The 26,554-nt window shown below is 74.0% G+C and carries 25 protein-coding genes; 8 read left to right on the forward strand and 17 right to left on the reverse strand.

Annotated elements, in window-relative coordinates:
- Window positions 1-41 precede the first annotated feature (41 nt).
- Window positions 42-1,628, forward strand: a complete 1,587-nt coding sequence (locus tag ABD954_RS24735; RefSeq protein ID WP_345488982.1) for a PepSY-associated TM helix domain-containing protein — start codon at window positions 42-44, stop codon at window positions 1,626-1,628.
- 69 nt (window positions 1,629-1,697) lie between these two features.
- Here ABD954_RS24735 and ABD954_RS24740 read toward each other — a convergent pair whose 3' ends face one another.
- From ABD954_RS24740 to ABD954_RS24760, 5 genes are all read right to left on the reverse strand, one after another.
- Window positions 1,698-2,231: a winged helix-turn-helix domain-containing protein gene (locus ABD954_RS24740; protein ID WP_345488984.1), complete on the reverse strand. Its 534-nt coding sequence runs from the start codon at window positions 2,229-2,231 to the stop codon at window positions 1,698-1,700.
- Between the two features lie 320 nt (window positions 2,232-2,551).
- Window positions 2,552-3,481, reverse strand: a complete 930-nt coding sequence (locus ABD954_RS24745; protein WP_345488986.1) for a DUF6891 domain-containing protein — start codon at window positions 3,479-3,481, stop codon at window positions 2,552-2,554.
- Window positions 3,482-3,578: 97 nt separating this feature from the next.
- Window positions 3,579-4,610 carry a glutamine synthetase gene (gene glnII, locus ABD954_RS24750; protein ID WP_345488989.1) on the reverse strand — a complete coding sequence of 344 codons (1,032 nt, stop codon included), beginning with the start codon at window positions 4,608-4,610 and terminating at the stop codon, window positions 3,579-3,581.
- Window positions 4,611-4,755: 145 nt separating this feature from the next.
- The gene (locus ABD954_RS24755) at window positions 4,756-5,922 is read right to left on the reverse strand and encodes an ARPP-2 domain-containing protein (RefSeq protein ID WP_345488991.1); all 1,167 of its coding nucleotides are present in this window, start codon (window positions 5,920-5,922) and stop codon (window positions 4,756-4,758) included.
- The gene (locus ABD954_RS24760; protein ID WP_345488992.1) at window positions 5,919-7,466 is read right to left on the reverse strand and encodes a hypothetical protein; all 1,548 of its coding nucleotides are present in this window, start codon (window positions 7,464-7,466) and stop codon (window positions 5,919-5,921) included. The genes ABD954_RS24755 and ABD954_RS24760 overlap by 4 nt, the downstream gene beginning before the upstream one ends.
- Before the next feature lie 608 nt (window positions 7,467-8,074).
- On the opposite strand from ABD954_RS24760, the gene ABD954_RS24765 reads away from it, so the two are divergent.
- Window positions 8,075-8,986, forward strand: coding sequence for a Gfo/Idh/MocA family protein (locus ABD954_RS24765; protein WP_345488994.1), 912 nt, complete (start codon window positions 8,075-8,077; stop codon window positions 8,984-8,986).
- A gap of 50 nt (window positions 8,987-9,036) precedes the next feature.
- A complete protein-coding gene (locus tag ABD954_RS24770) occupies window positions 9,037-9,894 on the forward strand; it encodes an alpha/beta fold hydrolase (protein ID WP_345488996.1) in 858 nt (285 codons plus the stop codon).
- 9 nt (window positions 9,895-9,903) lie between these two features.
- Here ABD954_RS24770 and ABD954_RS24775 read toward each other — a convergent pair whose 3' ends face one another.
- Window positions 9,904-10,263 carry an arsenate reductase family protein gene (locus ABD954_RS24775; RefSeq protein ID WP_345488998.1) on the reverse strand — a complete coding sequence of 120 codons (360 nt, stop codon included), beginning with the start codon at window positions 10,261-10,263 and terminating at the stop codon, window positions 9,904-9,906.
- Window positions 10,264-10,401: 138 nt separating this feature from the next.
- On the opposite strand from ABD954_RS24775, the gene ABD954_RS24780 reads away from it, so the two are divergent.
- On the forward strand, window positions 10,402-10,677 hold the full coding sequence (locus tag ABD954_RS24780; RefSeq protein WP_345489000.1) for a hypothetical protein: 276 nt from the start codon (window positions 10,402-10,404) through the stop codon (window positions 10,675-10,677).
- 53 nt (window positions 10,678-10,730) lie between these two features.
- Here the strand turns inward: ABD954_RS24780 and ABD954_RS24785 are convergent, their stop codons facing one another.
- From ABD954_RS24785 to glnA, 3 genes are all read right to left on the reverse strand, one after another.
- Entirely contained in the window at window positions 10,731-11,918 is a 1,188-nt protein-coding gene (locus ABD954_RS24785; RefSeq protein WP_345489002.1) for a cytochrome P450, read from the reverse strand.
- Window positions 11,915-12,637: a cyclodityrosine synthase gene (locus ABD954_RS24790; protein WP_345489004.1), complete on the reverse strand. Its 723-nt coding sequence runs from the start codon at window positions 12,635-12,637 to the stop codon at window positions 11,915-11,917. The genes ABD954_RS24785 and ABD954_RS24790 overlap by 4 nt, the downstream gene beginning before the upstream one ends.
- Window positions 12,638-12,882: 245 nt before the next feature.
- Window positions 12,883-14,292, reverse strand: a complete 1,410-nt coding sequence (gene glnA / locus ABD954_RS24795) for a type I glutamate--ammonia ligase (protein WP_345489005.1) — start codon at window positions 14,290-14,292, stop codon at window positions 12,883-12,885.
- Between the two features lie 232 nt (window positions 14,293-14,524).
- On the opposite strand from glnA, the gene ABD954_RS24800 reads away from it, so the two are divergent.
- The gene (locus ABD954_RS24800; RefSeq protein WP_345489007.1) at window positions 14,525-14,992 is read left to right on the forward strand and encodes an RDD family protein; all 468 of its coding nucleotides are present in this window, start codon (window positions 14,525-14,527) and stop codon (window positions 14,990-14,992) included.
- Between the two features lie 90 nt (window positions 14,993-15,082).
- Here the strand turns inward: ABD954_RS24800 and ABD954_RS24805 are convergent, their stop codons facing one another.
- The 4 genes from ABD954_RS24805 to lipB all read right to left on the reverse strand — a co-directional run bounded on the left by ABD954_RS24805 (window position 15,083) and on the right by lipB (window position 18,212).
- Window positions 15,083-15,793, reverse strand: coding sequence for a DUF4191 domain-containing protein (locus ABD954_RS24805; protein WP_345489009.1), 711 nt, complete (start codon window positions 15,791-15,793; stop codon window positions 15,083-15,085).
- 10 nt (window positions 15,794-15,803) lie between these two features.
- Window positions 15,804-16,013, reverse strand: a complete 210-nt coding sequence (locus ABD954_RS24810; protein ID WP_345489011.1) for an SCO2195 family GlnR-regulated protein — start codon at window positions 16,011-16,013, stop codon at window positions 15,804-15,806.
- Window positions 16,014-16,358: 345 nt separating this feature from the next.
- Window positions 16,359-17,312, reverse strand: a complete 954-nt coding sequence (gene lipA, locus ABD954_RS24815; protein WP_345489013.1) for a lipoyl synthase — start codon at window positions 17,310-17,312, stop codon at window positions 16,359-16,361.
- Window positions 17,313-17,414: 102 nt separating this feature from the next.
- Window positions 17,415-18,212 carry a lipoyl(octanoyl) transferase LipB gene (gene lipB / locus ABD954_RS24820; RefSeq protein ID WP_345489015.1) on the reverse strand — a complete coding sequence of 266 codons (798 nt, stop codon included), beginning with the start codon at window positions 18,210-18,212 and terminating at the stop codon, window positions 17,415-17,417.
- A 529-nt stretch (window positions 18,213-18,741) separates the two neighbouring features.
- On the opposite strand from lipB, the gene ABD954_RS24825 reads away from it, so the two are divergent.
- Window positions 18,742-20,223 (forward strand): NsdA family TPR-like regulatory protein, encoded by a 1,482-nt coding sequence (locus ABD954_RS24825; RefSeq protein ID WP_345489017.1) that lies wholly within the window; start codon window positions 18,742-18,744, stop codon window positions 20,221-20,223.
- 820 nt (window positions 20,224-21,043) lie between these two features.
- On the opposite strand, the gene ABD954_RS24830 is transcribed toward ABD954_RS24825, so the two are convergent.
- On the reverse strand, window positions 21,044-22,369 hold the full coding sequence (locus ABD954_RS24830) for an NAD(P)/FAD-dependent oxidoreductase (RefSeq protein WP_345489019.1): 1,326 nt from the start codon (window positions 22,367-22,369) through the stop codon (window positions 21,044-21,046).
- A gap of 195 nt (window positions 22,370-22,564) precedes the next feature.
- Complete coding sequence (locus ABD954_RS24835) at window positions 22,565-23,566, reverse strand: TIGR01777 family oxidoreductase (RefSeq protein ID WP_345489021.1); 1,002 nt, start codon at window positions 23,564-23,566, stop codon at window positions 22,565-22,567.
- A 48-nt stretch (window positions 23,567-23,614) separates the two neighbouring features.
- Here ABD954_RS24835 and ABD954_RS24840 point away from each other — a divergent pair, with 48 nt between their 5' ends.
- Window positions 23,615-24,112 carry a GNAT family N-acetyltransferase gene (locus ABD954_RS24840; RefSeq protein ID WP_345489023.1) on the forward strand — a complete coding sequence of 166 codons (498 nt, stop codon included), beginning with the start codon at window positions 23,615-23,617 and terminating at the stop codon, window positions 24,110-24,112.
- A gap of 142 nt (window positions 24,113-24,254) precedes the next feature.
- Here the strand turns inward: ABD954_RS24840 and ABD954_RS24845 are convergent, their stop codons facing one another.
- Window positions 24,255-24,890, reverse strand: coding sequence for a TetR/AcrR family transcriptional regulator (locus ABD954_RS24845; protein WP_345489025.1), 636 nt, complete (start codon window positions 24,888-24,890; stop codon window positions 24,255-24,257).
- Between the two features lie 118 nt (window positions 24,891-25,008).
- Here ABD954_RS24845 and ABD954_RS24850 point away from each other — a divergent pair, with 118 nt between their 5' ends.
- Window positions 25,009-25,803, forward strand: a complete 795-nt coding sequence (locus ABD954_RS24850; RefSeq protein WP_345489026.1) for an SDR family NAD(P)-dependent oxidoreductase — start codon at window positions 25,009-25,011, stop codon at window positions 25,801-25,803.
- A gap of 142 nt (window positions 25,804-25,945) precedes the next feature.
- Here the strand turns inward: ABD954_RS24850 and ABD954_RS24855 are convergent, their stop codons facing one another.
- Window positions 25,946-26,467, reverse strand: a complete 522-nt coding sequence (locus ABD954_RS24855) for a DUF4240 domain-containing protein (protein WP_345492448.1) — start codon at window positions 26,465-26,467, stop codon at window positions 25,946-25,948.
- Window positions 26,468-26,554 lie beyond the last annotated feature (87 nt).

Genomic DNA, 26,554 nt, shown 5'->3' on the forward strand with positions numbered 1-26,554 from the left:
GGGCCGCTTCCCCATGTCGACACACACTCGTGAGGACCGTCATGACCATCGACGACCTGCCGCGCCCGGAAACCCGGGAGACACCCGCCGCCGGCACCCCCGGCGCCCCTGACACCTACGGCACCACCGACACCGCCTCCACCAGCGACACCCCTGGCACCAGCGACACCACCGACACCGCCGAGACCAGCGACACCGCCTCCACCAGCGACACCACCGGGACCTCCGGGCGGTCGCCGCGCGGCTGGGCGGCGCTGCGCCCCCTCGTCCTGCGCCTGCACTTCTACGCGGGCGTCCTCGTCGCCCCGTTCCTCCTCGTGGCCGCCGTCAGCGGCCTGCTCTACGCGCTCTCCTACCCGGCCGAAAAGCTGGTGTACGCGCACGAGCTGACGGTCCCGGTGCCGGACGGCGCCGCCGCCCTGCCGCTCTCGCGCCAGGTCGAGGCCGCCCGTGCCGCCAACACCGACGGCACCGTCACCTCCGTCTGGCCCGCCGCCGAACCCGACGCCACCACCCGCGTCCTCATGGCCGACCCGGACGCCCCCGAAGGCACCTCGATGGCCGTCTTCGTCGACCCGTACACCGCGGAGATACGCGGACAGCTCCCCAGCTACGGCAGCAGCGGCGCACTTCCGCTGCGCACCTGGATCTCGCTGTTCCACGTCGACCTGCACCTCGGCGAGCTCGGCCGCAACTACAGCGAACTGGCCGCGAGCTGGCTGTGGGTGGTCGCGCTCGGCGGGCTGCTGCTCTGGCTCGGCCGGCGCAGGAGGAACCGCCGCGCCCTCTTCCTGCCCGAGCGCGGTCCCAAGTCCCGCCGCCGCACGCTGTCCTGGCACGGCGCGGTGGGCCTGTGGGCCGTGACCGGCCTCGTCGCGCTCTCCGCCACCGGCCTGACCTGGTCGAAGTACGCGGGCGAGAACATCGGCAGCGTCCAGGACCGGCTCGGCGGCGCCACCCCCGCGCTGTCCGCGGACATCGACGCGGGAGCCGGCGCGGGTGCCGGAGCCGGCGGTGAGCACGCGGGGCACGGCGTCGGCCACCACCCGGTGCCGCCCCACGCCGCCCCGGGCACGGACATCGGCATCGACAAGGCCGTCGAGGCGGCCCGCGCGGCCGGGATCGACAGCCCGTCGATCTCCGTCGCGCCGCCCGCCGAGGGAGCCGGCTACGTGGTGAAGGAGACCGACAAGCAGTTCCCCGCGGAACTGGACTCGGTCGCCCTGAACCCGGCCGACGGCACCGTCCTCGACGAGCTCCGCTTCGCGGAGTACCCGCTGCTCGCGAAGCTCACGCGCATCGGCATCGACGCCCACATGGGCGTCTTCCTCGGCCTCTTCAACCAGCTGGCGCTCGCCGCCCTCGCGCTCGCCCTGATCCTGCTGATCGTGTGGGGCTACCGCATGTGGTGGCTGCGCCGTCCGGGCCGCCCGGCCGCGCGCGGGGCGTGGCGCAAGGTCCCGGCGCCCCTGCTGCTGCCGCTGCTCGCGGCGACCGCGCTGACCGGCTGGTTCGTGCCCTTGCTCGGCATCAGCCTGGTGGCGTTCCTGGCCGTCGACCTCGCCCTCGGGTGCGTCGCACGGGCGAAGGCGAAGGCGCGGGCGAAGCAGGGCGCGTCGGCCGGCTGACCGAGGACCGGCCGCCCGGCTGCCTGGCTGACCGAGGACCGGCCGCCCGGCCGCCCGAGGACCGGCCGCTCAGGGCGTGTACTTGTAGCCGACCCGCCGCACGGTCTGGATCGTGTGGCGGTGCTCGGCGCCCAGCTTGCGGCGCAGCCGGGCCACATGGACGTCGACGGTCCGGCCGTCGCCCACGTGCCCGTATCCCCACACCGTGGTGACCAGCTGGTCACGGCTGTGCACCCGGTGCGGGTGGGCGACGAGGTGGGCGAGGAGCTCGAACTCCAGGTACGTCAGGTCGAGCGCCCGCCCGTCGACGCGGGCGATCCGCTGCACCCCGTCGATGACCACCGGGCCCTGCCCGGCGTCCGTCGCCGGCGCCCCCACGGGCGCCGGCGGCTGCTGGTCGGCGGGCAGCAGCACCAGATAGCCGACCATCGGCGGCCGGCCCGGCAGTGCCGGCAGCGCGTGCTGCGGGGCGGGCAGGAGCGTGGCGCCGGGCGGCAGGAAGCCGGCCACCCGCGCGAGACCGGCGACCTCGTCGGGGTCGACGGCGCGCAGGCGGGGACGGGCGGTGGACAGGGTGGCGGTGGCAGCCTGGGTGTGGGCCATGAGGAATCAGCTCTTTCGCGCGGGTCACGGACGGACGGGGAACGTCGTGCGTACGTCATGCGCGTCGGCCGAAGGCCGCGGGACCGGAAAGGCCGGTCGGGGCTTTAGAGGGCCGACGCGTTCCTCACGCGCCGACAGCACCGGTCGAAGTCGTGGTGCTGGCGGGAAGGCCAGAACGGCTCGAGGTCGGGGCGACCCGTCGCGGTGTCGTTCTGCATGCTGGCCATATCCCTATTAAACCAGGAGGGAAGTGAGCTGGGCAGCCCCCGGTACGTCACACCGCCCCCGAAAGGGCGTCGACGGCCTCGGCTGACGAGGGCTCAACCCGTCAGCCGCTTGCGCCAGTCCAGCCCCGTCACCCGCACCGCCTGCCGCGGATCCCCGTCCCACTCCACCGTCAGGCCCTGCCCGCGCAGCGCCTCGGCCACCTCCCCGCCGACCGCCGCGGTCGTCTCCTCGGAGCCGTCGAACCCCCCGTACAGCAGATGCAGCGACCCGCCCGAGGCGGCGCCCTCCGTGCCCTGCGTGTGGAAGAAGACGAAGCCCCGCGCCTCCTCGGCGCCGTCCTCCATGCCGATCTCCGACAGGCCGCAGGAGCGGCAGCAGGTGAAGTGCTCGCGGGCGACGATCCCGGCGGCGCCGAGCGTGGTGAACGCGGCCGTGATCCGCTCCGGGTCCGTCGTGCCCTCCCAGCCGGCCGTCTCCGCGACCCGCTCCAGCCACAGCCGGTCCACCAGCTCCTCGGCCTGCCGCCGCGACACCGGCCGCTCGTCCCGCGTGGTCAGGTGGTCCTCCGCCGTCTCGGCCAGCCGGGCCCGGTCGTCGTAGCCGCAGACGAGCAGCTCGCGCACCCGGGCCTCCAGCCGCACCCGTATCTCCTCGGGCAGTTCGGGCGCCGCCGGCTCGGGCGGGAAGCCCATGTTCTCCCAGACGACGCCCTCGGCCTCGCCGCGGGCGGCGAACTCGGCGGCGCCGCGCGCCCATGCCGTGAGGACCTCCGCGACCCGGGCCGGCTCGTCCAGCCGCGTCTCGAAGTGCAGCTCGGGCGCCCCGGCCCGGTGCTCCACCTGGTAGGGGCCGGAGCCGCCGTGCCAGACCTGCGCGAACACGGCCGGCAGGTCCGGTATCCGCTGCAGAATCAGGAAGCGGTCCCCCTCCGCGCCGATCCGCCGCACGAGCCCGGCCAGGTCCTCCTCGGACGGCCGGACGTGCCGCTCCCCGTTCTCGGTCCGCACTGTGATGTCGAGCATGGGTGCACGATGGCAGACGGCACTGACAACGCGGGGAGGGGGTGCCCGCCGTGACGGCGGGCACCCCCTCCCCGGAAGGTGCGGATCGGACCCGGTCTCAGACCTGGCCGGCCTTCTCCAGGGCCTCGCAGCAGGTGTCCACCAGGAGGCGGGTCACCGTGTACGGGTCCACGTTGGCGTTCGGGCGGCGGTCCTCGATGTAGCCCTTGCGGTCCTGCTCGACCTGCCACGGGATGCGGACCGAGGCACCGCGGTCGGAGACGCCGTAGGAGTACTGGTCCCACGGGGCGGTCTCGTGCAGACCGGTCAGGCGGTCGTCGATGCCCGCGCCGTAGTTCTTGACGTGGTCCAGCGGCTTCGAGCCCTCGCCCAGCGCCTCACAGGCGGTGATGATCGCGTCGTAGCCCTCGCGCATCGCCTTGGTGGAGAAGTTGGTGTGCGCGCCCGCGCCGTTCCAGTCGCCCTTCACCGGCTTCGGGTCCAGGGTCGCGGCGACGTCGAAGTCCTCGGCCGTGCGGTAGAGCAGCCAGCGGGCCACCCACAGCTGGTCGGCGACCTCCAGCGGCGCCAGCGGGCCGACCTGGAACTCCCACTGGCCCGGCATGACCTCGGCGTTGATGCCGGAGATGCCCAGGCCCGCCTTGAGGCAGTTCTCCAGGTGCGCCTCGACGATCGGACGGCCGTGGATCTCGTCCACGCCGACACCGCAGTAGTAGCCGCCCTGCGGGGCCGGGAAGCCGTTCACGGGGAAGCCGAGCGGACGGGTGCCCTCGAAGAAGGTGTACTCCTGCTCGATGCCGAAGATCGGCTCCTGCGCGGCGTACCGCTCGTAGGTCTCCACCAGCGCGGCACGCGTGTTGGACGCGTGCGGCGTCATGTCCGTGTTGAGCACCTCGCACAGCACCAGCACGTCGTTGCCGCCGCGGATCGGGTCCGGGCAGGAGAAGACCGGCTTGAGCACGCGGTCCGAGGCGTGACCCTCGGCCTGGTTGGTGCTGGAACCGTCGAAGCCCCAGATCGGCAGCTCCTCCAGCGGAAGGCCCTCGCCCGGGATGATCTTCGTCTTCGAACGGAGCTTGGCGGTCGGCTGGGTGCCGTCGATCCAGATGTACTCAGCCTTGAAGGTCACGGGCCTCATCCTTTGGCGTGGTGCTGCGGGTGCTGGCGGGGCGGCGGCTCGCGACGTCGCGAGAGCTGCGGTGGCGTGTCTGCGCGCTCGCAGCTTCGCAACACGGCATTTCCCGTCGGTTGCCCGATTGTGAACCCCGTGTTACTCAGCCTTCCTGCGTTTCGCGCAGCCGCCGTGCGATCACGTGCGCCTCCAGGAGCTCCCCCAGGCCCGCCCTGCGGATCCGCGCCACCAGCTCGGCGTACGAGGTGCCGAGCGCCTCCGCCGTACGCCCCGGGTGCCAGTCGCAGTCCGCGAGCCGGCGCAGCAGGTAGCCCCGCCGGATCTGCGCCTCCGACAGCCGGAAGGTCTTCAGGTAGGCCGTCCGCCCCCGGTGGTCCGTGATCAGCTCGCCGATGTGCTGCTCCTGACCCGAGCGCAGGAACGGCGGCAGGAACCGGTAGAGACCGAACCGTCCGGCCCGGTACACCCGCTCGAAGGCATACGGCGTCTCCAGGAGGTCCCGCGCCATCAGGCCGTCGTGCGCCGCCGCCCACTCCCGCGTCTGCGCGTCCGCCGCCGCCCGGAGCTGCGCGAGCGAGTGCACGCGGTCGCCGTCGAGGGCGGCCGTGAACTCCTGCACCGGGCCGCCGTACAGCCCGTACTGGTGCACCAGCTCCCCGAACAGGTCCTCCACCAGGGTCGGGTGCAGCGTCCGGTAGTCCTCCGGGTGCGGCACGACGAAGGCCGCGGCCAGGGCGTCGGCGACGTACAGCACCATCCCGCACTGCCCCGGATGGATCTCGAAGACCCGCAGCGCCTCCGCGAGCCCCGGCACCTGCCAGCCCGCGTAGGCGGCCTCCGCGCGCGGTGACAGGCCCTGCCGGACCGCCTGCCGGGACCACTCGTCCCACACCACGGACGGGCCGCCGAAGTGCAGGGCCAGATAGCCCTCCAGGGCCAGGTGCAGCGGAAGGAACCGCAGCCGCGGCTCGCCGTGCCGGCGCCGCGCGAGCCGCCGTACGGGGACGGCGGCCACCGGCGCGCCGTCACCGAGCCGCGTCCCGTAGACGGCGGCCTCTCCCCGCGCGCCCGTGCCGGTGCCGTCGGCCGCGCCCGGTTCCGACCAGTCGGCGACGAGCCCGTGCGGGACGTAGGACGTGTACGTGGTGCCGTCGCCGACGTCCACGGCGGTGGCGCCGCAGCGGGCGTACACCTCGCGGTGCAGCCGCAGTCCCTCGACCGGCTCGTCCCGCACCAGCGGCACGAGCCGCACCCCGCCCCACACCTGCGCGGGCCGCACCCGCAGCCCCGCCAGATCGATCCGGGTCACCACCCGCCTCCTTCCCGGGGCCCGTCCGGGACCCCGTCCGAGGGCCCGTCCGGGATCGCGCGCAGGGCCTCGTCGGTGGGTCCGTCCGGGGGCGAGTCGGGGGCGCCCTCCGCGGCCACGGCCAAGGGCCCGTCCGCGGGGCCGTCGCCGGCTCCGCCGAGGAACAGCCCCACCCGGCGGTCCAGATACGCCCGCAGCCCGGCGAGCCTCTCCCGGCCCTCAGCGAAGCGGGCGATCTCGACCAGCGCCGGTAGGTCCTCCGCGTCCCGGATCCCGGCCGTCGGCACCCCGGGAGCCAGCCGGCGCACGTCGAAGACGTCCGCGTCGTATACGGGGTTCACATGGACCGCGCTCGTCCGCCGCTGCGGATCCAGCCGCGAGCGCCACACCCGCAGCACCTCTCCCGCCAGCCCCGGCGGCGCGTTGTCCCAGCCGTCCGAGACGATCAGCAGACGCTCCGGAGCGTCCTCCAGGGCGTCGACGATCCGCATCCCGAGCGGTGTGGCGCCGAAGGGCCGTACGAGCAGCGGATCGCGCGCCCCGGACGTCCAGTGCGCCGTGTACGCGCCCGGCGCGGCCAGGGCCTCCAGGAGGAAGTGGCAGCCGAGCGCGACCGCCAGCGGCCGGCGCCGCTTCACCGCCGAACCGGACGAGGACCAGCTGTCGTCGAGCACGGCCGCGACCCGGCCCCAGCTCCCCGCGTGCGGCCCGGCCACGCGCCGCGCCGCCGCCCGCAGCGCCCCCGTCAGCTCCGCGCGCCGCTCCCTCCGCTCCCCGAAGGGGAGGGACAGGACGTACAGCGCGAGCCGGGTCAGCGGCATCACGGACAGATCGGCCCCGGTCGCCGCGGGGCGGTTCCGCAGCCGCTCCAGGCGCGTCATCCGCGACGCCATCCGCTCCAGGAACACCTCGCGCGGTATCCCGTGCCGGGCGGCGAACCCCTCCGCCACCGTGAACGGCAGCTCGTACAGCGCCCCCTGCTCGTGGCGCGCCCGGCGGAACGCCTCCAGAACGGGCTGTGCGTAGCGGGCGCGACGGCCCGGGGCGAAGAGGAAGTCGCCGGTCTCGCCGCCGTGGCCGCCCGGAAGCGGGAGGTGCGCGTGCCGGGCGGCGGCCTTGAGACCGGGCCGGTACTTCACGGCGTCGTGCGCCAGATCGGGGCGGCCCGCCAGCCAGTCGCGGACGATCGCCCGGGTGCGCCGGTTGTTCACCCCGGCGGCGCGCAGGGCGCGGAAGACCCGGTAGACGCGCTGCGGCGGCATCTTCGCGAGCCGCGCCGCGATCAGCCGGCCCTCCAGGGGCTCGGCCTCCGCCGGCGTGCGCAGCAGCGCCTCGACGATCAGCGCGGCGTTGTGGTCGTTGATGTCGAGGGCGAGCGCGGCGGCGTACAGCGGGCGGTAGTTGACCCGCACGTACTCGTGCAGGAACGCCAGGGAGAGCCGCTGCTCCCCGGCCGTGGCGCGGAACTCCCGCTGGCCGGTGGCCGTGACGGCCGCGTTGACGAAGAGGAGCACGTCCTCGGCGGCGACGAGGTCGGACGACATTCCTTCTCTCCGTTCACGGGTGCCGGCCGGGGAATGGGGGCGCGAACAGCGAATACGTTGCTTCAGAGGCAGGTCCCGGAAGTCGCACCGGAGTCCCGCGGCCGGCCGGAGCACGCTAACACCGGGGGAGGGGCGCCGGTCCACCGGATATCCGGGTGGTGGCGGGGGAGGGCGACCGGGGGCGTGGGCGGGCACGGTGGGGCGGGGACCCGGCGCACGGCGGGTGCCGGACGGCGGGCGCGGGGGCGTTGACGGGCGTGGCGAAACCGGCCCCGCGGTGGGGCCGGGTGTGGCGAAGCCGGCCCGCGGTGGGGCCGGGTGCGGTGGGGCTGGTTGCCGTGGTGCGTGGGGCCGGGTGTGGTGGGGTTGGTTGCCGTGGTGCGTGGGGCGGGGCGCGGTGGGGTTGGTTGCCGTGGTGCACGGGGCCGGGCGCGGTGGGGCTGGTTGCCGTGGTGCACGGGGCCGGACGGTGGGCGCGAGGTGTCGGGGCGCGTGGCGGGCGGCCGGGGGTGCGGGGCGCGCCCGGAGCGTGCGCTCCGGGGCGGACCGGGGACCGCTCGGGGGGATCCCGGAGCCGGGAGCCACGGCGGCCCGGCAGACTGGTGGGCATGACGAAGCTCCCGGGCGGCAAGCCCCGTATCGGTCTCCTCGGCACCGGCCCCTGGGCCGAGCGCACGCACGCGCCCGCCCTCGCCGCCCACCCGGGCGTCGAGTTCAGCGGAGTGTGGGGCAGACGCCCCGAGGCAGCCGCCGCGCTGGCCGCCGCCTGCGGCACCCGGGCCCACGACGACGTGGACGCCCTCTTCGCCGCGAGCGACGCCGTCGCCCTCGCCCTGCCGCCGGACGTCCAGGCGCCACTGGCCGTGCGCGCCGCGGAGGCCGGCTGTCACGTGATCCTCGACAAGCCGGTGGCGACCTCCGCGGCGACGGCCCGCGAGGTCGCCGACGCGGTGACCAAGGCCCAGGTCGCGTCCGTGGTGTTCTGCACCCTGCGGTTCGCCCCCGCCACCGCCCGCTGGATCGACGAACAGGCGGCGGTGGGCGGCTGGTTCCTCGGCGAGGCGCACTGGCTCGGCTCGCTCTTCGCCCCCGGCTCGGCCAGCGCCTACGCCGCCTCGCCCTGGCGGCGCGAGAAGGGCGGCCTGTGGGACGTGGGCCCGCACGTCCTGTCCGTGTTCCTGCCGGTCCTCGGCGACGTCACATCCGTCACCTGCGCGGCCGGCCCCGCCGACACCCGCCACCTGGTGCTGCGCCACACCTCCGGCGCGAGCAGCACGGCCACGCTCACCCTCAGCGCCCCGCCCGCGGCGAGCGAGGCCGCGCTCTCGCTGTACGGGGAGCGGGGCCGGTCGACGATGCCCGGCTGGGACGGCGCCCTCGACGCCTTCGGCGGCGCGGTGGACGCCCTCCTGGAGGCCATACGGACCGGCGAGCCGCACTCCTGCGACGTGCGTTTCGGGGCGCGGCTCACCGAGATCCTGGCCCGGGCGGAAGCCGCGGCACCCATGGTGACGGTCTGACGGGCGGGGGTAGGGTGCCGACCACGCGGACCGGGGGAGAGGACTCGCGCATGGCACGGGAACGGTTCGACCGGGCCTACGACGCCGTCCTCGCCAGGTGGCCGGGGGACACCACGACCACCAGGGTGCCCACCCCGTACGGCACCACCCACCTCATCAGCCACGGCCCCGCCGACGCCCCGCCCGTCCTCCTGCTGCCGGGCGGCGGCGCCACGGCCACCGGCTGGCACGGCACGGCCGCCGCGCTGGGTGCCGCCCACCGCGTCCACGCCGTCGACCTCGTCGGCGAACCCGGCCGCAGCGTCGCCGACCCCGGCCGCCCCCTCCGCACCGCCGGGGACCTCACCGGCTGGCTCGACGCCCTGCTCGGCGCGCTCGACCGTTCCGGCGGCCGGGCGCCGGGACGGGTCGGTCTCGTCGGACACTCCTACGGCGCCTGGATCGCCCTGCACTACGCCCTCGCCGCCCCCGACCGCGTCGACCGCCTCGCGCTGCTCGACCCGACGAACTGCTTCACCGGCTACGCCCCGCGCTTCCTGCTGCGCGCCCTGCCGGTGCTGCTGCGCCCCGGCCCGGCCCGGGTCACCGCCCTGCTCGACTGGGAGACGCGGGGTGCCGTGCTCGACCCGGACTGGCGGCGACTCCAGGCCCTGGCCGCGACCGTCCCCACCGTCCGCCCGGTCACCGGTCCCAGGCCCGCGCCCGAGCGGCTGGCGGCCCTGGAGGCACCGACGCTGGTCCTCCTCGCCGGCCGGTCCCGCGTCCACGACCCGGCCGCCGTGGCCCGCCGGGCCCGGGCCGCCGCCCCCGGCGTGGAGACGGAGACCCTGCCCGACGCGACCCACTTCACCCTGCCCGTGGCAGCCCCACCGGGCGCCCACGCCCGGATCGCCCGCCACTTCGCCTGAGGCGGAGCATCAACGGGACAGCGCGTCCCGCACGGCCTCCTCGCTCCGCGCGACGACCGCCGTGCCGTCGTCGGCGGTGATGATCGGCCGCTGGATCAGCTTCGGATGCGCCGCCAGCGCCTCCACCCAGCGGTCCCGGTGTTCCGCGTCCTTCGGCCACTCCTTGAGGCCCAGCTCCTTGGCGGCCGCCTCCTGCGTCCGCGTGATGTCCCACGGCTCCAGGCCCAGCCGCTCCAGCACCTCCCGGATCTCCTCGGGCGACGGCACGTCCTCCAGATAGCGCCGCACGGTGTAGTCGGCGCCCTCGGCGTCCAGCACGGTCAGCGCGCTGCGGCACTTGGAACAGGCGGGGTTGATCCAGATCTCCATGCCTCCCAACGTACCGCCCGCACACCCCGCGAAAGCCGTTCTGGCCAGGGACGATTGTCAGTGGTCACCACTAAAATCGAGGGTGAAGGCGAGGGTCCCGGGGAGGGCCCCCGTCCACCGTTCGCCAGGAGGTCGCCCATGGCAGTCGCCATGATCCGGACACCGTCCCTCGAACCCTGGAAGCCCCTCCAGAAGAAGCCGCTCCCCGCGGGCCGCCCCCGCGAGTGGTACGTCACCCACAACCGCCGACTCAAGGCCATGCGCCTCGCGATCGCCCTGCTCGACGCGGGCGTCTACCTGCCCTCCCGCGCCACGAACGCGAAGATACGCACGACCGCCACCCAGCTCGGCATCCACCCGCCCTCCGACACCACCTGCCACATGGTCCGCGCCCTGATCCGCTACAGCCGCTGACCCCCAGGCGCTGCCCGGCCCGTGCCGGGCAGCGCCCCGTCACCCGGGACGGCTCACCAGGCGGCGGGCAGCCGCTCGGGCAGTCGCTTCATGAAGTTGGTGCGCCACACCAGCTGTTCGACGGGCACCGCGAGCCGGAGCGCCGGCAGCCGTTCGAGCAGCGTCTCCAGAGCGATCTCGGCGTGCCGCTTGCCGAGCGCGGTCGCCGGGCAGTAGTGCCCTCCGCCGCCGAAGGACAGATGGTCGGAGGCGTTCTCCCGGTCCGGCCGGAAGGCCAGCGGATCCGGGAAGCGGTCCGGATCGTGATTGGCCGCCTCCACGAGCACGAGCACCAGCTCGCCCGCCCGCACCAGCACGTCACCGAGCCACACGTCCTCCAGCGCCAGCCTCGGCAGCCCGTCGCCGATCGACAGGTTGACCCGCAGCAGCTCGTCCATCGCCCCGGCGACCCCGCCGCCCCCGGTCAGCGCCTCCCGCACGTCCTGCCGGGTCAGCACCGACACCAGCGCCATCGTCAGGAACCCGGCGGTCGAGATCACCCCTGCCCCGAAGAGCGTCACACCGACCGTGGCCAGCATCTCGTCCGTCACGTGCGCGTAGTCGGGATCGTCGCGCAGCGCCGCCAGCTCCGCCATCAGCCCGGTGGTCGCCGGATCGTCGAGGCGCTCGACCATGTAGGCGATGTCCCGGTCCCAGTTGAGCCGGGCGGCCTCGATCTCGCGCGGCGCGTTCATGAACGCCACGTCCAGGCTGCGCAGCAGCCGCGGCGCGTCCTCCTCGGGGATCCCGAGGATCCGGCAGTGCAGGCCCGCCGAGTACGGGTCGGCGAACGAGCCCCGCAGCTCACCGGGCGCCCCCTCGGCGGCCATGGCGTCCACCAGGGCGCCCGCCCGTGCGCGCAGCCACTCCTCGAGGCCGGGCGCCTTCGGGTTGATGGCCTTCATCACCGCCTTGCGCAGCCCCGCGCCCGTGATGTTGCCCATGTTGTTCACCACGTGCGGCGGGATCGTCAGCGCGTACTGCCGCGGAACCCCCGGCGCCGAGGTGTCCTTCAGGCTGAACCGCGGGTCGTCGAGCACCTGGCGGCACAGCTCGTACGAGGAGACCAGCCAGGCCTCCGCCCCGGCGATGGTCCGCACCTTCCGCACGGGCTCGGCCCGCAGCTCCTCGATCTCGGCGGGCAGCCGGGTGCCGTTCCAGTCGAAGGGGAACGCCGGCAGGTCGACGGTGGGACGGGTCATCGCGCATCTCCTTCGGCGGACGGGACGGGGGTGAGGATGCCGTGCCCCTGATTGCGCGAGGCCCGCAGCCCGGACCCCCGGGCGTACAGCAGGTCGGCCAACGGCAGTGCCTGGTGGTAGCAGTTGAGCGAGGACGGCACCCCGAGGATCGCGGGCGTGTCCAGGAACAGCGGCACCTCGGCGCAGATGTACGCCCGGCACACCTGCCGCTGCCGCTCGCTGATCTCCTGCCCCGGCGTCAGTTTCCCGGCCAGGAAGATCCCGGCGAGGGCGTCACACGTCTCCCGCACCACCGGGTCGCCGGCCACCGCCGCCACCACCCGCCGGTGCAGCTCCTGGTACGCGGGCACCGCCCCGAACTCCGACATCCCCCGGGCCCGCACCCGGACGCCCGTCGGATCGGTCTCGGCGACGGCCGCGCCGACCTTCGCCCGTACTCCTCGCAGGTTCTTCACGGCCTTGCGCCGCGCTTCGTCGGCCCCGTAGCCGAGGGCCTCGTACATGTCGGCGACATGCAGATCGGTGTAGACGAGATCGACCCGATCGAAGTGGTCCAGCCCCCAGCGCGCCAGATCGCGCAGCCGTTGGGCGGTGAAATAGCTGTTTCCCGGTGAGACGCCGATGACCACGTGTGCGCCCTCTTCGGCGATGACACGGCAGTGGTCGGTGTACGGCTGAAGTCGGAGCGTCTCGGCAGGGGCATATGCCGCCTGAGTCACGTTCGGATGTCCTCATCGCGCCAACTAGTCCCAGCGGAGCCCTGTGCTCCGGGTGTGGCGGCCGCGACGACCCCACGCTATCGACCAGTTGCGGAGCGTGAGACTCCTACTCAAGGGTACAGCTGAGAGTTCGTCAGTCGTTCACCTGTTCGTCACCTTGCGTATTCCCGTCACGGAAACGGCGAGGCCCGCCGCCCCCGGGAGGGGGCGACGGGCCTCGGCGGATCCGGTTGGCGAGCTCCGGCTTAGAGGTCGAAGTACAGCTCGAACTCGTGCGGGTGCGGACGCAGCTGGATCGGCGCGATCTCGTGGGTGCGCTTGTAGTCGATCCAGGTCTCGATCAGGTCGGCGGTGAAGACGCCACCGGCCTGCAGGTACTCGTTGTCCTCCTCGAGCGCCTTGAGGACGGCCTCGAGGTTGGTCGGGACCTGGGCGACGCCCGCGTGCTCCTCGGGGGCGAGCTCGTAGAGGTCCTTGTCGATCGGCTCGGCCGGCTCGATCTTGTTCTTGATGCCGTCGAGGCCCGCGAGGAGCAGCGCCGAGAAGGCGAGGTACGGGTTCGAGGACGGGTCCGGGGCGCGGAACTCGACGCGCTTGGCCTTCGGGTTGGAGCCCGTGATCGGGATGCGCATCGCGGCGGAGCGGTTGCGCTGCGAGTAGACGAGGTTGACCGGCGCCTCGAAGCCCGGGACCAGGCGGTGGTAGGAGTTCACCGTCGGGTTGGTGAAGGCCAGCAGCGACGGGGCGTGCTTCAGGATGCCGCCGATGTAGTAGCGGGCGGTGTCCGAGAGGCCCGCGTAGCCCTGCTCGTCGTAGAAGAGCGGCTCGCCGCCGGTCCACAGCGACTGGTGGACGTGCATGCCCGAACCGTTGTCGCCGAAGATCGGCTTCGGCATGAAGGTCGCGGTCTTGCCGTTGCGCCAGGCGACGTTCTTCACGATGTACTTGAAGAGCATCAGGTCGTCGGCGGCGGCCAGCAGCGTGTTGAACTTGTAGTTGATCTCCGCCTGGCCGGCGGTGCCGACCTCGTGGTGCTGGCGCTCGACCTTGAGGCCGACGTTCTCCAGCTCCAGGGAGATCTCCGCGCGCAGGTCGGCGAAGTGGTCGACCGGCGGGGCCGGGAAGTAGCCGCCCTTGTAGCGGACCTTGTAACCCCGGTTGTCCTCCTCCTTGCCGGTGTTCCAGGCGCCGGCCTCGGAGTCGATGTGGTAGAAGCCCTGGTTCGCCGAGGTCTCGAAGCGGACCGAGTCGAACACGTAGAACTCGGCCTCGGGACCGAAGTACGCGGTGTCGGCGATGCCGGTGGAGGCCAGGTACGCCTCCGCCTTCTTCGCGATGTTGCGCGGGTCACGGCTGTACTGCTCGCCCGTGATCGGGTCGTGGATGAAGAAGTTGATGTTCAGCGTCTTGTCGCGGCGGAACGGGTCCAGGCGGGCCGTCGACAGGTCCGCGCGCAGGGCCATGTCCGACTCGTGGATGGCCTGGAAGCCGCGGATCGACGAACCGTCGAAGGCCAGCTCCTCGGACGGGTCGAACGCCGTCGCCGGGATCGTGAAGTGCTGCATCACGCCCGGAAGGTCGCAGAAACGGACATCGACCATCTTGACGTCATTGTCCTGAATGAACTTCTTGGCCTCGTCGGCGTTCTGGAACATCCAACTCCTCCTACTCCCGGCCCGGGGAGGGGCGGGGTTGCAGCTCGGTCGTGCGGCCAGTGCGGTGGCACACGCAGGACCCGACCATAGGCAGACGGGATTTCTCAAGCATGACCCATTTGTTTCGTCGAAGTTAACCGGCGCGGGTGCGCCGCCCCGGCCCCCGCGCTCCCGGCCGCCCGAGCCCGACCCAGGCCGAAGTGATCAAAAACGGGCGCAGTACCGTGGTCGGGTGGACAACAGGCAAGCACTCGGATCATGGCTCTCCGGACCGCGCGCCGCGGCCGAGCAAGCGGGCGTGGACTTCGGTTACCGCGGGCAGCAGCTCGGCCTGCCCGAGGACGGCCCCGGCTCGATCGCCCGCCCCGGCCGCCGCCTCGGCGCCCTCGCCGTCGACTGGGCCCTCTGCATGCTGATCGCATACGGCCTGATCACCGACGGCTATCGCCAGGCCACCGGCAACTGGGCCCTGCTCATCCTGCTGGTCCTGAGCATGCTGACCATCGGCACCATCGGCTCCACCCCCGGCAAGCGGCTCTTCGGGCTCCGCGTCGTCTCCGTCGACGGCGGCCGGCTCGGCCTGGTCCGGGTCGCCCTGCGCAGCCTCCTCGTCTGCCTCGCCCTCCCGGCCCTCATCTGGGACCGCGACGGCCGCGGCCTGCACGACCGCTTCTCCGGCGCCGTCCAGGTGCGCATCTGACCCGTGACACACGAGAACCCGTGACGCGCGAAAAAGGGGGCGCCCCGGACCGGATCGGTCCGGGGCGCCCCCCTTTGCACAGGCAGGGCCTCAGCGCATCTTGCCGCCGCGCGGCATCCGCATCCCCTTCGGCATCGGACCCTTCGGCAGCGGCATGTTGCTCATCAGGTCACCCATCGCCCGCAGCCGGTCGTTCGTCGCCGTCACCTGGGGGCCCGCGAGCACCCGGGGCAGCTTCAGCATCTTCGTACGGACCTTCTTGAGCGGCACCTGGCCCGAGTCCTCGTCGTTGCCCACGATGATGTCGGTGACCGGCACGTCCGGGACGATCCGGGCCATCTTCCGCTTCTCGGCCGCGAGCAGCGTCTTCAGCCGGTTCGGGTTGCCCTCGGCGACCAGCACGATGCCCTGGCGGCCGACCGCGCGGTGCACGACGTCCTGGTTGCGGTTCATCGCCACCGCCGGAGTCGTCGTCCAGCCGCGCCCGATGTTCTGCAGCACCGCCGCGGCGGCGCCCGGCTGGCCCTCCATCTGACCGAAGGCCGCCTTCTCGGCACGCCGGCCGAAGACGATCGCCATCGCCAGGAAGGCCAGAACGAAACCGAGAATGCCCAGGTAGACCGGGTGACCGATCAGGAAGCCGATCGCGAGGAGGACACCGAGTACGACGATGCCCACGCCCGCGACGACGAGACCGACCTTCGGGTCGGCCTTCCGGGTCATCTTGTACGTGAGGGCGATCTGCTTCAGTCGCCCTGGGTTCGCGGCGTCAGCGCCGCCCGTGTTTGCCTTCCTCGCCATGCCCTGAAGTTTACGTGGCCCGGGAAGCCCGGCCCGCCACGGCCTCCAGGACGTGCTGGGCCTCCACCCGGTCCTTGGCGTGCCGGCGGTCCTCCAGAACCGAGGTCCAGGCGTTACGCCGGGCGGTGCGGTGCCCGCGGGCGAGCAGCACGGACTCGACGGCCTTCAGGGCGTCGGTGACGGACGGAATCGCGTGGGCTCGGATGTGCGCGGCCTGCATGGGCGAGGGCCTCCGTGAGCGCTTGATGGCGGTGAGTGAGAACAGCCTCACAGATTGGTGTTACCAGGGTGTGACCCGGTGGTCAAACACCGATGAAGCTCATGACACGCCGGTGCGGTCGTCCGTACGACGTACGGACGACCGCACCGATGCGCGGACAAGGGGCAGACGGCCCGGCGCGACGGACGGACCGGGTCTCCGGTCGCGCTCCGCCTCGCCACCGCTGCGGCCGGGTGCCCGCACCTACGCTCCGGCTCGGCTGCGCTGCTCGGGTCTTCGGTCGCGCTCCGCCTCGCCACCGCTGCGGCCGGGTGCCCGCCCTCGTTCCTCGGGCGGACCCCCCACCTACGCTCCGGCTCGGCTGCGCTGCTCCATCGCCTGCTGGTACAGCCTTCCCGCCCGGTACGACGAACGGACCAGCGGGCCCGACATCACGCCGGAGAAGCCGATCTCGTCGGCCTCCTCCTTCAGCTCCACGAACTCCTGCGGCTTCACCCAGCGCTCCACGGGGTGGTGCCGCACGGACGGACGCAGGTACTGGGTGATGGTGATCAGCTCGCAGCCCGCCTCGTGCAGCTGCTGCAGCGCCTCGCTGATCTCCTCGCGGGTCTCGCCCATGCCGAGGATCAGGTTCGACTTCGTGACCAGACCGTAGTCGCGGGCCTTGGTGATCACGTCCAGGGAGCGCTCGTAGCGGAAGCCGGGGCGGATCCGCTTGAAGATCCGCGGCACCGTCTCGATGTTGTGCGCGAAGACCTCGGGGCGGGAGGCGAAGACCTCCTCCAGGAGCTCCGGCACCGCGTTGAAGTCGGGGGCCAGCAGCTCGACCTTGGTGCGGCCGGCGGCACGCTCCGCGGTCTGCTGGTGGATCTGGCGCACGGTCTCCGCGTACAGCCAGGCGCCGCCGTCCTCCAGGTCGTCGCGCGCGACGCCCGTGATGGTGGCGTAGTTCAGGTCCATCGTGACGACGGACTCGCCGACGCGGCGCGGCTCGTCACGGTCGAGGGCCTGCGGCTTGCCGGTGTCGATCTGGCAGAAGTCGCAGCGGCGGGTGCACTGGTCGCCACCGATGAGGAAGGTCGCCTCGCGGTCCTCCCAGCACTCGAAGATGTTGGGGCAGCCCGCCTCCTGGCAGACCGTGTGGAGCCCCTCGCTCTTCACGAGGCCCTGCAGCTTGTTGTACTCGGGCCCCATCTTCGCCCGGGTCTTGATCCACTCGGGCTTGCGCTCGATGGGGGTCTGGCTGTTCCGGACCTCCAGGCGCAGCATCTTGCGTCCGTCGGGTGCGACTGCGGACACATCGGCTCCTGTAGCTTCGATTCTTCGGCGCACACCAGGGTACGCCCATGGCTTCTCATGCCCTGACGCTCAGGCCAACCCGTGGCCAGAGCTCGGCATTCCTCAGGCCGAGGCCCGCTCGATCTCCCGCGGCTTGAGCTCCGCGTTCTCCAGGACGTCCCGCAGGTGCTTCTCCAGCACCGGCAGCACCTCCTCGATCGTGATGTCCCGGCCCAGCTCGTTGGCCAGCGAGGCCACGCCGGCGTCCCGGATGCCGCACGGGATGATCTTGTCGAACCAGGTGTTGTCCGGGTTCACGTTGAGGGCGAAGCCGTGCATGGTGACGCCCTTGGCGACCCGGATGCCGATGGCCGCGAGCTTGCGGTCCTCACGCCGCTGCCCGGCGTTGGAGGGGGCGTACTCCGGGCCGTTCAGCCGCGGGTCGAACTCGTCGTCGTTCAGCCGCGGGTCGAAGTCCAGGGAGAGCCCGCCGAGCGCGGGCCGCTGCTCGATCGGGTCGCCGAGCACCCACACGCCGCTGCGGCCCTCGATCCGGGTGGTCTCCAGACCGAATTCGGCGGCGGTGCGGATCAGCGCCTCCTCCAGGCGGCGGACGTGGGCGACCACGTCGACCGGACGGGGCAGCTTCAGGATGGGGTAGCCCACCAGCTGGCCGGGGCCGTGCCAGGTGATCTTGCCGCCGCGGTCCACGTCCACGACCGGCGTCCCGTCCAGGGGGCGCTCGCTCTCCTCCGTGCGCCGGCCCGCGGTGTAGACGGGCGGGTGCTCCAGGAGCAGACAGGTGTCCTCGACCTCGTCGGCGAACCGGGCGGCGTGCACCTCGCGCTGCTTGTCCCACGCCACCTGGTAGTCGACGGCGTCCTCGCCGAAGCCCAGACGGACGAATCGCAGCTCACTCACGGCAATGCCTCCTCCTGGGTGCCGGGGGCCGGGTTCCGGGGATCGTCCCGGGGCGGGAGCCGGCTCGGCACCATGCGTCATTCGCGCCCATGCCACTGTACGGCGACGGCGCGAACAGCCGTCCGGCAGGTGTACGGGACCCGGGCGGGCGTGACGGACGGTCGTGGAAACGGTCGTGGAGGCCGGGCGTCCGGCACCGAACGTCACGGCGTGTCCCCGCCGGGAGAATCGGTTCTCCCTCTCGCGCCCTCCCTACTGTCGCCTCTGTCGACCCGCCCGTCACCGTCCCGTCCCCGCCGCATCGCCGTCCCGTCCCCGGCTCTCGGCCGGGTGCCCGTCCCCCCGGCTGCGCCGCTGGTCACCGGCCGTCGGCAACCCTTCCATCGGTTCCTCACACGATCGGATGAATGTGGGGCGGAGGTGGTGGTGAAGGCGGTTCCTACCGCTAAATTCACGCCGTTCCATGAGGGCCATGAGGGTCGATACGGGCTGCCACCCGGGGCCCGGAAGGCAGGAGACCGCACAGCTGATGACGGAACGACCCCCGCAGCGCATCCCGAACCGCCAGCTCGCCGCGCTCATCGCCGAAGCAGGTTTCTCCAACGCGGGCCTCGCCAGACGGGTGGACCAGCTCGGCCTGGAGCACGGGCTCGACCTGCGGTACGACAAGACCTCCGTGACCCGCTGGCTGCGCGGCCAGCAGCCGCGCGGCACCACCCCCGCCCTGATCGCCGAGGTCTTCACCCGCCGCCTCGGCCGCCGGCTCACCGCGCAGGACCTCGGGCTCGACGCCTGCGCACCCGTCTACGCGGGCCTCGAATTCGCGGCGACGCCCGAGGAGGCCGTCGACATCGTCAGCGGACTGTGGCGCAAGGACTCCGGCAGCCACGCCGAGCTGCGGAAGATCGCCTTCACCCCGGCCGGGCTCGTCGTCCCCAGCCGCGACTGGCTGATCGGCCGGGCCGACGAACGGGTCGCGCGCGGGGAGCCCCTCGGCGGAGCCGCCTCGGCGGCCAAGGGCACCGCGGGCGCCGGCGCCGACCCGCGCGTCCCGGCCCAGGGCCGCCACTCCGTCCCCCGCCAGCGGGGCACCGACCGGGCCCCGGGGCAGCGGGTCACCAGCGGGGACATCGCCGCCCTGCGCTCGGTCGGCGAGCTCTTTCGCACCCTCGACCACGCCTACGGCGGCGGCCACGCCCGCCAGGCCCTCGTCCGCTACCTGGAGCACGAGGCCGAGCCGATGCTGCGCGGGACCTACGGGGAGAGCATCGGCCGCAGGCTCTTCGCCGCCGCCGCCGACCTCACCCGGCTGGCCGGCTGGACCTCGTACGACATCGCCGCGCACGGCCTCGCCCAGCGGTACTTCGTCCAGGCGCTGCGGCTCGCCCAGGCGGCCGGTGACCGGGCCTACGGCTCGTACGTCCTCGTCACCATGAGCCACCAGGCCGTCTACCTCGGCCACGGCCGCGAGGCCGTCCAGCTCGCCCGGGTCGCCCAGCAGGGCGTCGGCTCCGCCGCCCCGCCCGTCGTCCAGGCCCTGCTGCACTCGGTCGAGGCGCGCGGGCACGGCGTGCTCGGCGAGTCCCGGGCTTGCGGCGCCGCCCTCGTCCGGGCCGAACGCGCCCTGGAGGCGGCCCGGCCGGGCGACGAGGTGCCGTACTGGGCCAAGCCCTTCGACGAGGCCCAGCTCGCCGACGAGTTCGGGCACTGCCACCGCGACCTCCAGCAGTACCGGGCCGCCGCCCAGCACGCCGAGCGCGCCCTCCAGCTCCGCGCCCCCGGCTATGCCCGCAGCCGCCTCTTCTGCCGGGTCGTCCTCGCCACCGCACGGCTCGCCCTCGGCGAACTCGACCAGGCCTGCGCCCTGGGCGCCGAGGCCGCCCAGCAGGCCGCCGAGATGCGCTCGGCACGCGCCGTCGAATACGTCCGCGACTTCGAACGCCGCCTGGAGCCCTACCGCGACGCCCCCGCCGTGCGCACCTACCGCGACCGGGTGGCCGCCCTCGGCTGAGGCGGGCCACGCGCCCGCCTCGGTGCCGCGGGCAGCCGCGCGCCTGCCGGTCGGCCGTGGCGCCGGTCGGGCCGCTTTCTCGGCTGGGCCTGCGGCCTGGGCTGTTCACGGCTGCTGAGGGACAGCGCCTGTCTCGGTGCCGTGGGTGGCCGCGTGGCCGTCGCTCGGCCGAGCCCCTACTCGGGGCTGGGCCTGCGGCCCGGGGCCGTCATGGCCGTGGTGGGTCGACCTCCCCTCTCGGCAGAGTTGTCGGCCGCGTGCCGTGCCCCGGTCGAGGCGTGGCAGGCTGCCCGCCCGGCGGTGGGGGCCGACCGCGCCCCTCGCCCGGCCGAGCCCGGTCGGGCCCCTTCTCGGCTGGGCCGTGCACGACCGAGGCGGGGCATGCGCCTGTCTCGGTGCCGTGGGTGGCCGCGTGGCCGTCGCCCGGCCGAGCCCCTACTCCGGGCTGGGCCGAGGTGGGTCGACCTCCTCTCTCGGCAGAGTTGTCGGCCGCGTGCCGTGCCCCGGTCGAGGCGTGGCAGGCTGCCCGCCCGGCGGTGCGGGCGACCGCGCGCCTCGCCCGGCCGAGCCCGGTCGGGCCCCTTCGCGGCTGGGCCGTTCACGACTGAGGCGGGTCACGCGCCCGCCTCGGTGCCGCGGGCAGCCGCGTGGCCGTCGCCCGGCCGAGCCCCCTCCGCCCGGCCGAGCCCCCACCTGCCGAGCTCCGTCGGCCCGCCGTCCCGGGCCGTGCCGGCGGCCCGGGTCGCTCTCCGCCGAGCCCGGTCGAAACGCCTCCCGCACGGCACCGGGAGCGCGGGGCCGGCCCCCTCGTCGTGGTCGGTCAGGCCGCCTTCTCCGGGGTGGCGGTGGATTCCGGTTCCGGGGCCCGCAGGCCCAGGTCCGCAAGGAGGGCGGCGGCGGTGCGGCGCGCCGAGGAGAGGGCGCCGACCGGGGTGCCGGTGGCGCGGTGGTCGCCGCACACGTAGAGGCCGGACAGGACGCGCACCGGGCGCTCGGGGTCGAACGGCGGCCGCATCGCCGGGAAGGCGTGCGGGGTGTGGTGCAGGCCCAGCAGCTCCCACTCGTCCGTGGAGACGCCGTACAACGTGGCCAGGTGCTTGCGGACCCGCCGTTCCGTGTCGTCCGGCGGGACGCCCAGGACGGTCGAGGTGATCAGGGTCCGGCCCGCCGGCGCACGGCTCGGGTCGACCGCGCTCATCACCGCGGTGTGCGCCACCGGGCCGCCCGCGTCGGATTCCACCAGCAGCAGCGGATCGGCCGACGGCGGGACCGGTGCCGTGTGGTGCAGCACGGTCGCCGCGTGGTAGTCGGGCACCCGCAGGCCCGGCAGCAGCTCGGCCGCCGTCCGCCCGCCCGTCGCGAGGACCACCGACCGGCAGCCGAACACCCCGTGCTCGGCCGTCGTCACCCGCGAGATCGACGCCTCCGTGACCCGGACCCCGGTCCGTACGGTGCCCGGCGGCAGCCCGGCCGCCAGCCGCTCCGGCAGCGTGCCCGAACCGCCCTCCGGCACCCCGAGCCGGCCCCGCGCGAAGGACCGCAGCGCCAGATCCGCCCGGCGGCTGGAGGTCGTCAGGTCCGGGTCGCCGAGCAGCGCGGCGAGCAGCGGACGCAGCACCCCCTGGACGGTACGGGCGGGAAGACGGGCCGTCAGGGCCTCGCGCGCCGCCCGCTCGGTGCGGGCCAGCAGCCGCGGGGCCGGGGTCGTGGCGAGCCGCACCAGGGACGCCCCCAGGCGCGCCTGGTCGAGCGAGGCGGCCGGATTGCGGGGGGCGCCGGCGAGGGCGCGCGCCACACCGCGTGCGCCCCCTGCGCCCCGGGGGGCGTACGGAGACCCGCGTCCGGCGTTCCGGGCGACGCTCCACGGGGCGTGCGGCGCGCCCCAGCGCCCGTACCGCCCGTCGCTGTGCACCAGCACCCCGGGGGCGAACGGGCGCATGGTCACGCCGTCCAGCTCCGGTGTGGTGAACAGCGGGCCCACGCGGTCGAGCCGGAAGCCGTCGACGACGTCCGTCGCCATCCGGCCGCCGACCCGCGGCGCGGCCTCCAGGACCCTGACCGACAGACCGGCCGCGGTCAGCTGATGAGCCGTCGCGAGGCCGGCGATCCCGGCTCCCACGACGACGACGTCCGCGTTGTCGAGCACGTGCCCCTCCCCAGGTCGGTCGCGCTGTGTGGGGCCTATGCCCCCAAGCAGCCCCCGGAATGCCCGAGTTCGCAAGAGACTAGGCACCGCCTCCGCGGAGGGAAGCCGCGCGCGACGGGCGTGCGGGCAGCACGGGGGAGCACGGGGCGGTGCGCGGGGGTGAGGGGGCGTCAGGAGCCGGTGGCCGGGGCGCCGTCAGCGGGCGGCGGCCCGTACCGAGTCGTCGATCGTCGGGAAGGCGAAGTCGAAGCCGGTCTCCAGCAGCCGCCCCGGAAGCACCCGCTGGCTGCCCAGCACGTCCTGCGCGAACTCCCCGAGCACCACCCGCAGCGCGGGCGCCGGCACGTGCAGGAACGCCGGGCGCCGCAGCACGCGCCCCATCGCCGCCGTCACCTCCCGGTTGGTGACCGGCTCGGGCGCGGTCAGGTTCACCGGGCCGGACAGGGACGGGGTGTCGACCATGTGCCGCAGTGCGGCCACCTCGTCGTGCAGCGAGATGAAGCTCCAGTACTGGCGGCCGTCGCCCATCCGCCCGCCGAGCCCGGCCCGGAAGAGCGGGAACAGCCGGCCCCAGGCCCCGCCCTCCCGGGCCACCACCAGTCCCGTGCGGGCGTACGTCACGCGGATGCCGGCCGCCTCGGCGGGTGCCGCCGCGGCCTCCCACTCCACGCACACCGACGGCAGGAAGCCCTCGCCCGCGGGCGCGCTCTCGTCCACCGCGCGGCTGCCGGTGTCGCCGTACCAGCCGAGCGCGGTTCCGCAGACCAGCACCTCGGGCGGGTCGGCGAGCGAGGCGAGCGCCTCGGCGACCGCGCGCGTACCGAGCACGCGGCTGTCACGGATCTCCTGCTTGTACGCGTCGCTCCAGCGCCGCTCGCCGACGCCGGCGCCCGCGAGGTGGACCACCGCGTCGACCCCGACGAGGCCGGCGGTGTCGACGTACAGGCGGGCCGGGTCCCACTCCACCTCGTCGGCGGTCCTGGCGGGCCGCCGGACCAGCCGCACGATGTCGTGGCCGTCGGCGCGCAGGGAGCGCACGAGGGCGGAGCCGATGAGCCCCGACGCGCCGGTGACGGCCACGCGCCGGCGGGAGGACCGGGGCGGGGAGGGGGGCCGGTGCCCCGGGTCCGCCTGTGGCGACGAGTGCGGCGGCGGCGCGTCGGGCTGCTCGGAGTGCTGCTGCGAGGAGGGCTGCATGGCGCCCATCCTGCCCCTTCGCCGGCCGGCCGTGGCACAGTGACCACCATGATCGTGCCCGAGATACGGATACGCGAGGCGCGAGCCGCCGACGAGCCCGCCCTCGCCGAGCTGGACCGCACCACCTGGTCGCCGCTTCACGCCGTGACGCCCCCTCCGGAGCCGGGCCGGCCCTTCTACGACGAACGGCACCGGCCCGAGCACTTCCTGGTCGCGGAGCTCGGGGGAGCGGTCGTCGGCTACGTCCGGGTCGTCCCGCCCACCCGGCTGGCCTGCAACGCCCACGTCCGCCAGATCCAGGGCCTCGCCGTCGACGCCGCCGCGCGCGGCCGGGGCGTGGCCCGCGCCCTGCTGCGCGCCGCGGCGGACCGCGCCCGCGCCGACGGCGCCACCCGCCTCACCCTCCGCGTGCTCGGCCACAACGCCCCGGCGCGGTCCCTCTACGAGAGCGAGGGCTTCCGGGTCGAGGGCGTCCTGCGGGGCGAGTTCCTGCTGGACGGGGCCTACGTGGACGACATCCTGATGGGCCGCCCGCTGACGGACTGACCGTGCGCCGCCCCCGCCGGACCGGTCCGCAGGGGGCGCTGCCCTTTGCCGCTGCCCGCCGGGCCCTCGGCCCCGCACGGGCGGGCAACCGCTCCGCCTTCGGCCCCCCGGGGCGCGGGAGGGAACACGGGCGGCCCCGGGATCACACGTCCCGGCCCGGCAGCGGGATGCCGCCCGTCAGGCCCCGCAGGCACCGCACCGCCAGGGCCGCCGGTCCTTCCCCGCCCCGTAGGGGCGCGTCCGTCGGGGCCCAGGTCTCCAGCGCGATGCGGATCGCGGCGGTGGCGGCCGCGGCGGTCAGGCGGAGGTCCACGGGGTCGGCGTCGGGGCCCGCGAGGGCGGCCAGGACGTCGCGGAGGCGTTCCTCGGACTCCTGGTTGACCCGGTACCAGACGGCCCGCAGGGCCGGGTCGTGCTCCGCCGCGCGCAGCAGCCCGCGGGTCCAGCGCAGGCCCTCCGCCGCCTCCTCGCCCGCCGCGGCCAGGGACGAGGCGACGGACCGTTCCAGGGCCGCGGCCAGGTCCGTGCCCGGCGGGGTGGCGGCGAGTTCGGCGCGCCAGCGGTCGGCGCCGCCCGCGAGGAGCGGGGCGACCGCGTCCTGCTTGGAGCGGAAGTAGCGGTAGAAGGTGCGCAGCGCGACCCCGGCCCGCTGGGCGATGTCCTCGGCGGTGGTGTCGTCGGGCCCGCGCTCGGTGAACAGCTCCGCGGCGGCGCGGGCGATGTCGAGCTGGGTGGCGGCCTTGCGGCGCTCCGTCAGGGAGGGGGGCTTGGTGCTCACCCCACCCAGCGTACGCCCGCCGCTGCCATCCGTGCACAGTGTGCAGATCTGGCAAAACGTGCCACTAAGGCGTACGGTTGCCACCGTTCCGGAGGTTTGAGATCGAGAGGTTGCCGTCATGAACCAGCTGACCCGTTACGAAGGACGCCGCGCACTCGTCACCGGCGGCGGCTCCGGCATCGGGCAGGCCACCGTGCTGCGCATGCTGGCCGAGGGCGGCACCGTCGTCGCCGCCGACATCAGCGAGGACGGGCTCAAGGACACCGTCGCCAAGGCGGGCGACGCCGCCGGCCGCCTCACCACCCTCGTGGTGGACATCGCCGACGAGAGCTCCGTGCGCGAGGGCGTCGCCGCCGCCGTCACCGCCCTCGGCGGCCTGGACGTGCTCGTCAACGCGGCCGGCGTCCTGCGCTCCTCGCACACCCACGAGACCGGCCTCGACGCCTTCGAGCAGGTGATCCGGATCAACCTCACCGGCACCTTCCTCGTCATCCGCGAGGCCATACCGGCGCTCCTGGAGGGCGACGGCCCGGCCGTCGTCAACTTCTCCTCCACCTCGGCGATGTTCGCCCACCCCTACATGGCGGCCTACGCGGCCAGCAAGGGCGGCATCCAGTCCATGACCCACGCCCTCGCCGCCGAGTACGCCAAGCAGGGCATCCGCTTCACCGCCGTCCAGCCCGGCTCCATCTCCTCCGGCATGACCGACGGCTCCGGCGCCAGCCGGCAGTCCGTCGGCCCCGGCCTGCCCGAGGACACCGACTGGTCCCTCTTCGCCAAGCTCGCCCCCGCCCTCGGCCACGGCTTCGCCGGCCCGGAGACCGTCGCCGGTGTCGTCGCCATGCTCGCCAGCGAGGACGGGAAGTTCATCACCGGCACCGAGGTCCGCGTCGACGGCGGCACCCACTTCTGAGCCCCCCGACGAGGACGGAGACCGGGTCCGGTCCGGCGCCTCCGTAGCACCAGGGCCTGGTCCGGCGCCTCCATACCCCTACGAGGGCCCGGTCCGGCCTCCGCGTACCCCTACGAGAGCCCGGTCCGGCCCCCGCGTACCCCTACCCGGGGCCGAACCGGGCCCACAGCCGTGGGAAGCGGGCCGCGAGCACGGCGTCGTCGTCCAGGTCGAACGGCGTGCCCTCCGGCTCCGCGCCCGGCGGCGGGATCCCCAGGTCCGGCGTCTCCGCGCCGGTCAGCTGCTCGTACGCCTCGTCCGCCGCGAAGCCCAGCTCCTCGCCGTCCCCGTCGATCTCCTCGTCGAAGTCCTCCAGCAGCTCCGCCAGCGCGTCCGGATCGTGCACCCCGCCCTCGAAGACCTCCCGGCCCTGGGCGATCAGCCAGCAGCGGAACCAGTCGAAGGCCTCCTCGCCCGCCCCGCCGAGCAGCACCGCCGCCGCGCCCCGCAGGTCCCAGGTGTACGCGCGGTTGTAGCGGGCCTCGAAATGGCGGGCGAAGTCGACCACGGAGTCCGGATCGAGCTGCGTCAGGCGCTCGACGAGCAGGTCGGCGTGCTCCTCCGGGTCGCCCTCGGCGCGCTCCCGGGTGGAGTCGATGATCTCCCAGAACTCCGTCTCGTCCATCACGGGACCAGCATCGTGGGTCGCGCGCGGTGACGCACGCCGAAGGGCCGAAAACAATCCGGACAGAAGATGTCGTACTTTCCTGCC

The organism is Streptomyces roseoviridis (assembly GCF_039535235.1).
Classification (GTDB): domain Bacteria; phylum Actinomycetota; class Actinomycetes; order Streptomycetales; family Streptomycetaceae; genus Streptomyces; species Streptomyces roseoviridis.

Coding starts and splice junctions, on each gene's coding strand:
- ABD954_RS24735 (WP_345488982.1), top strand. CDS start 42: ATGACCATCGACGACCTGCCGCGCCCGGAAACCCGGGAGACACCCGCC.
- ABD954_RS24740 (WP_345488984.1), bottom strand. CDS start 2,231: ATGGCCCACACCCAGGCTGCCACCGCCACCCTGTCCACCGCCCGTCCC.
- ABD954_RS24745 (WP_345488986.1), bottom strand. CDS start 3,481: ATGCTCGACATCACAGTGCGGACCGAGAACGGGGAGCGGCACGTCCGG.
- ABD954_RS24760 (WP_345488992.1), bottom strand. CDS start 7,466: ATGTCGTCCGACCTCGTCGCCGCCGAGGACGTGCTCCTCTTCGTCAAC.
- ABD954_RS24765 (WP_345488994.1), top strand. CDS start 8,075: ATGACGAAGCTCCCGGGCGGCAAGCCCCGTATCGGTCTCCTCGGCACC.
- ABD954_RS24770 (WP_345488996.1), top strand. CDS start 9,037: ATGGCACGGGAACGGTTCGACCGGGCCTACGACGCCGTCCTCGCCAGG.
- ABD954_RS24775 (WP_345488998.1), bottom strand. CDS start 10,263: ATGGAGATCTGGATCAACCCCGCCTGTTCCAAGTGCCGCAGCGCGCTG.
- ABD954_RS24780 (WP_345489000.1), top strand. CDS start 10,402: ATGGCAGTCGCCATGATCCGGACACCGTCCCTCGAACCCTGGAAGCCC.
- ABD954_RS24785 (WP_345489002.1), bottom strand. CDS start 11,918: ATGACCCGTCCCACCGTCGACCTGCCGGCGTTCCCCTTCGACTGGAAC.
- glnA (WP_345489005.1), bottom strand. CDS start 14,292: ATGTTCCAGAACGCCGACGAGGCCAAGAAGTTCATTCAGGACAATGAC.
- ABD954_RS24805 (WP_345489009.1), bottom strand. CDS start 15,793: ATGGCGAGGAAGGCAAACACGGGCGGCGCTGACGCCGCGAACCCAGGG.
- ABD954_RS24810 (WP_345489011.1), bottom strand. CDS start 16,013: ATGCAGGCCGCGCACATCCGAGCCCACGCGATTCCGTCCGTCACCGAC.
- ABD954_RS24825 (WP_345489017.1), top strand. CDS start 18,742: ATGACGGAACGACCCCCGCAGCGCATCCCGAACCGCCAGCTCGCCGCG.
- ABD954_RS24835 (WP_345489021.1), bottom strand. CDS start 23,566: ATGCAGCCCTCCTCGCAGCAGCACTCCGAGCAGCCCGACGCGCCGCCG.
- ABD954_RS24840 (WP_345489023.1), top strand. CDS start 23,615: ATGATCGTGCCCGAGATACGGATACGCGAGGCGCGAGCCGCCGACGAG.
- ABD954_RS24850 (WP_345489026.1), top strand. CDS start 25,009: ATGAACCAGCTGACCCGTTACGAAGGACGCCGCGCACTCGTCACCGGC.
- ABD954_RS24855 (WP_345492448.1), bottom strand. CDS start 26,467: ATGGACGAGACGGAGTTCTGGGAGATCATCGACTCCACCCGGGAGCGC.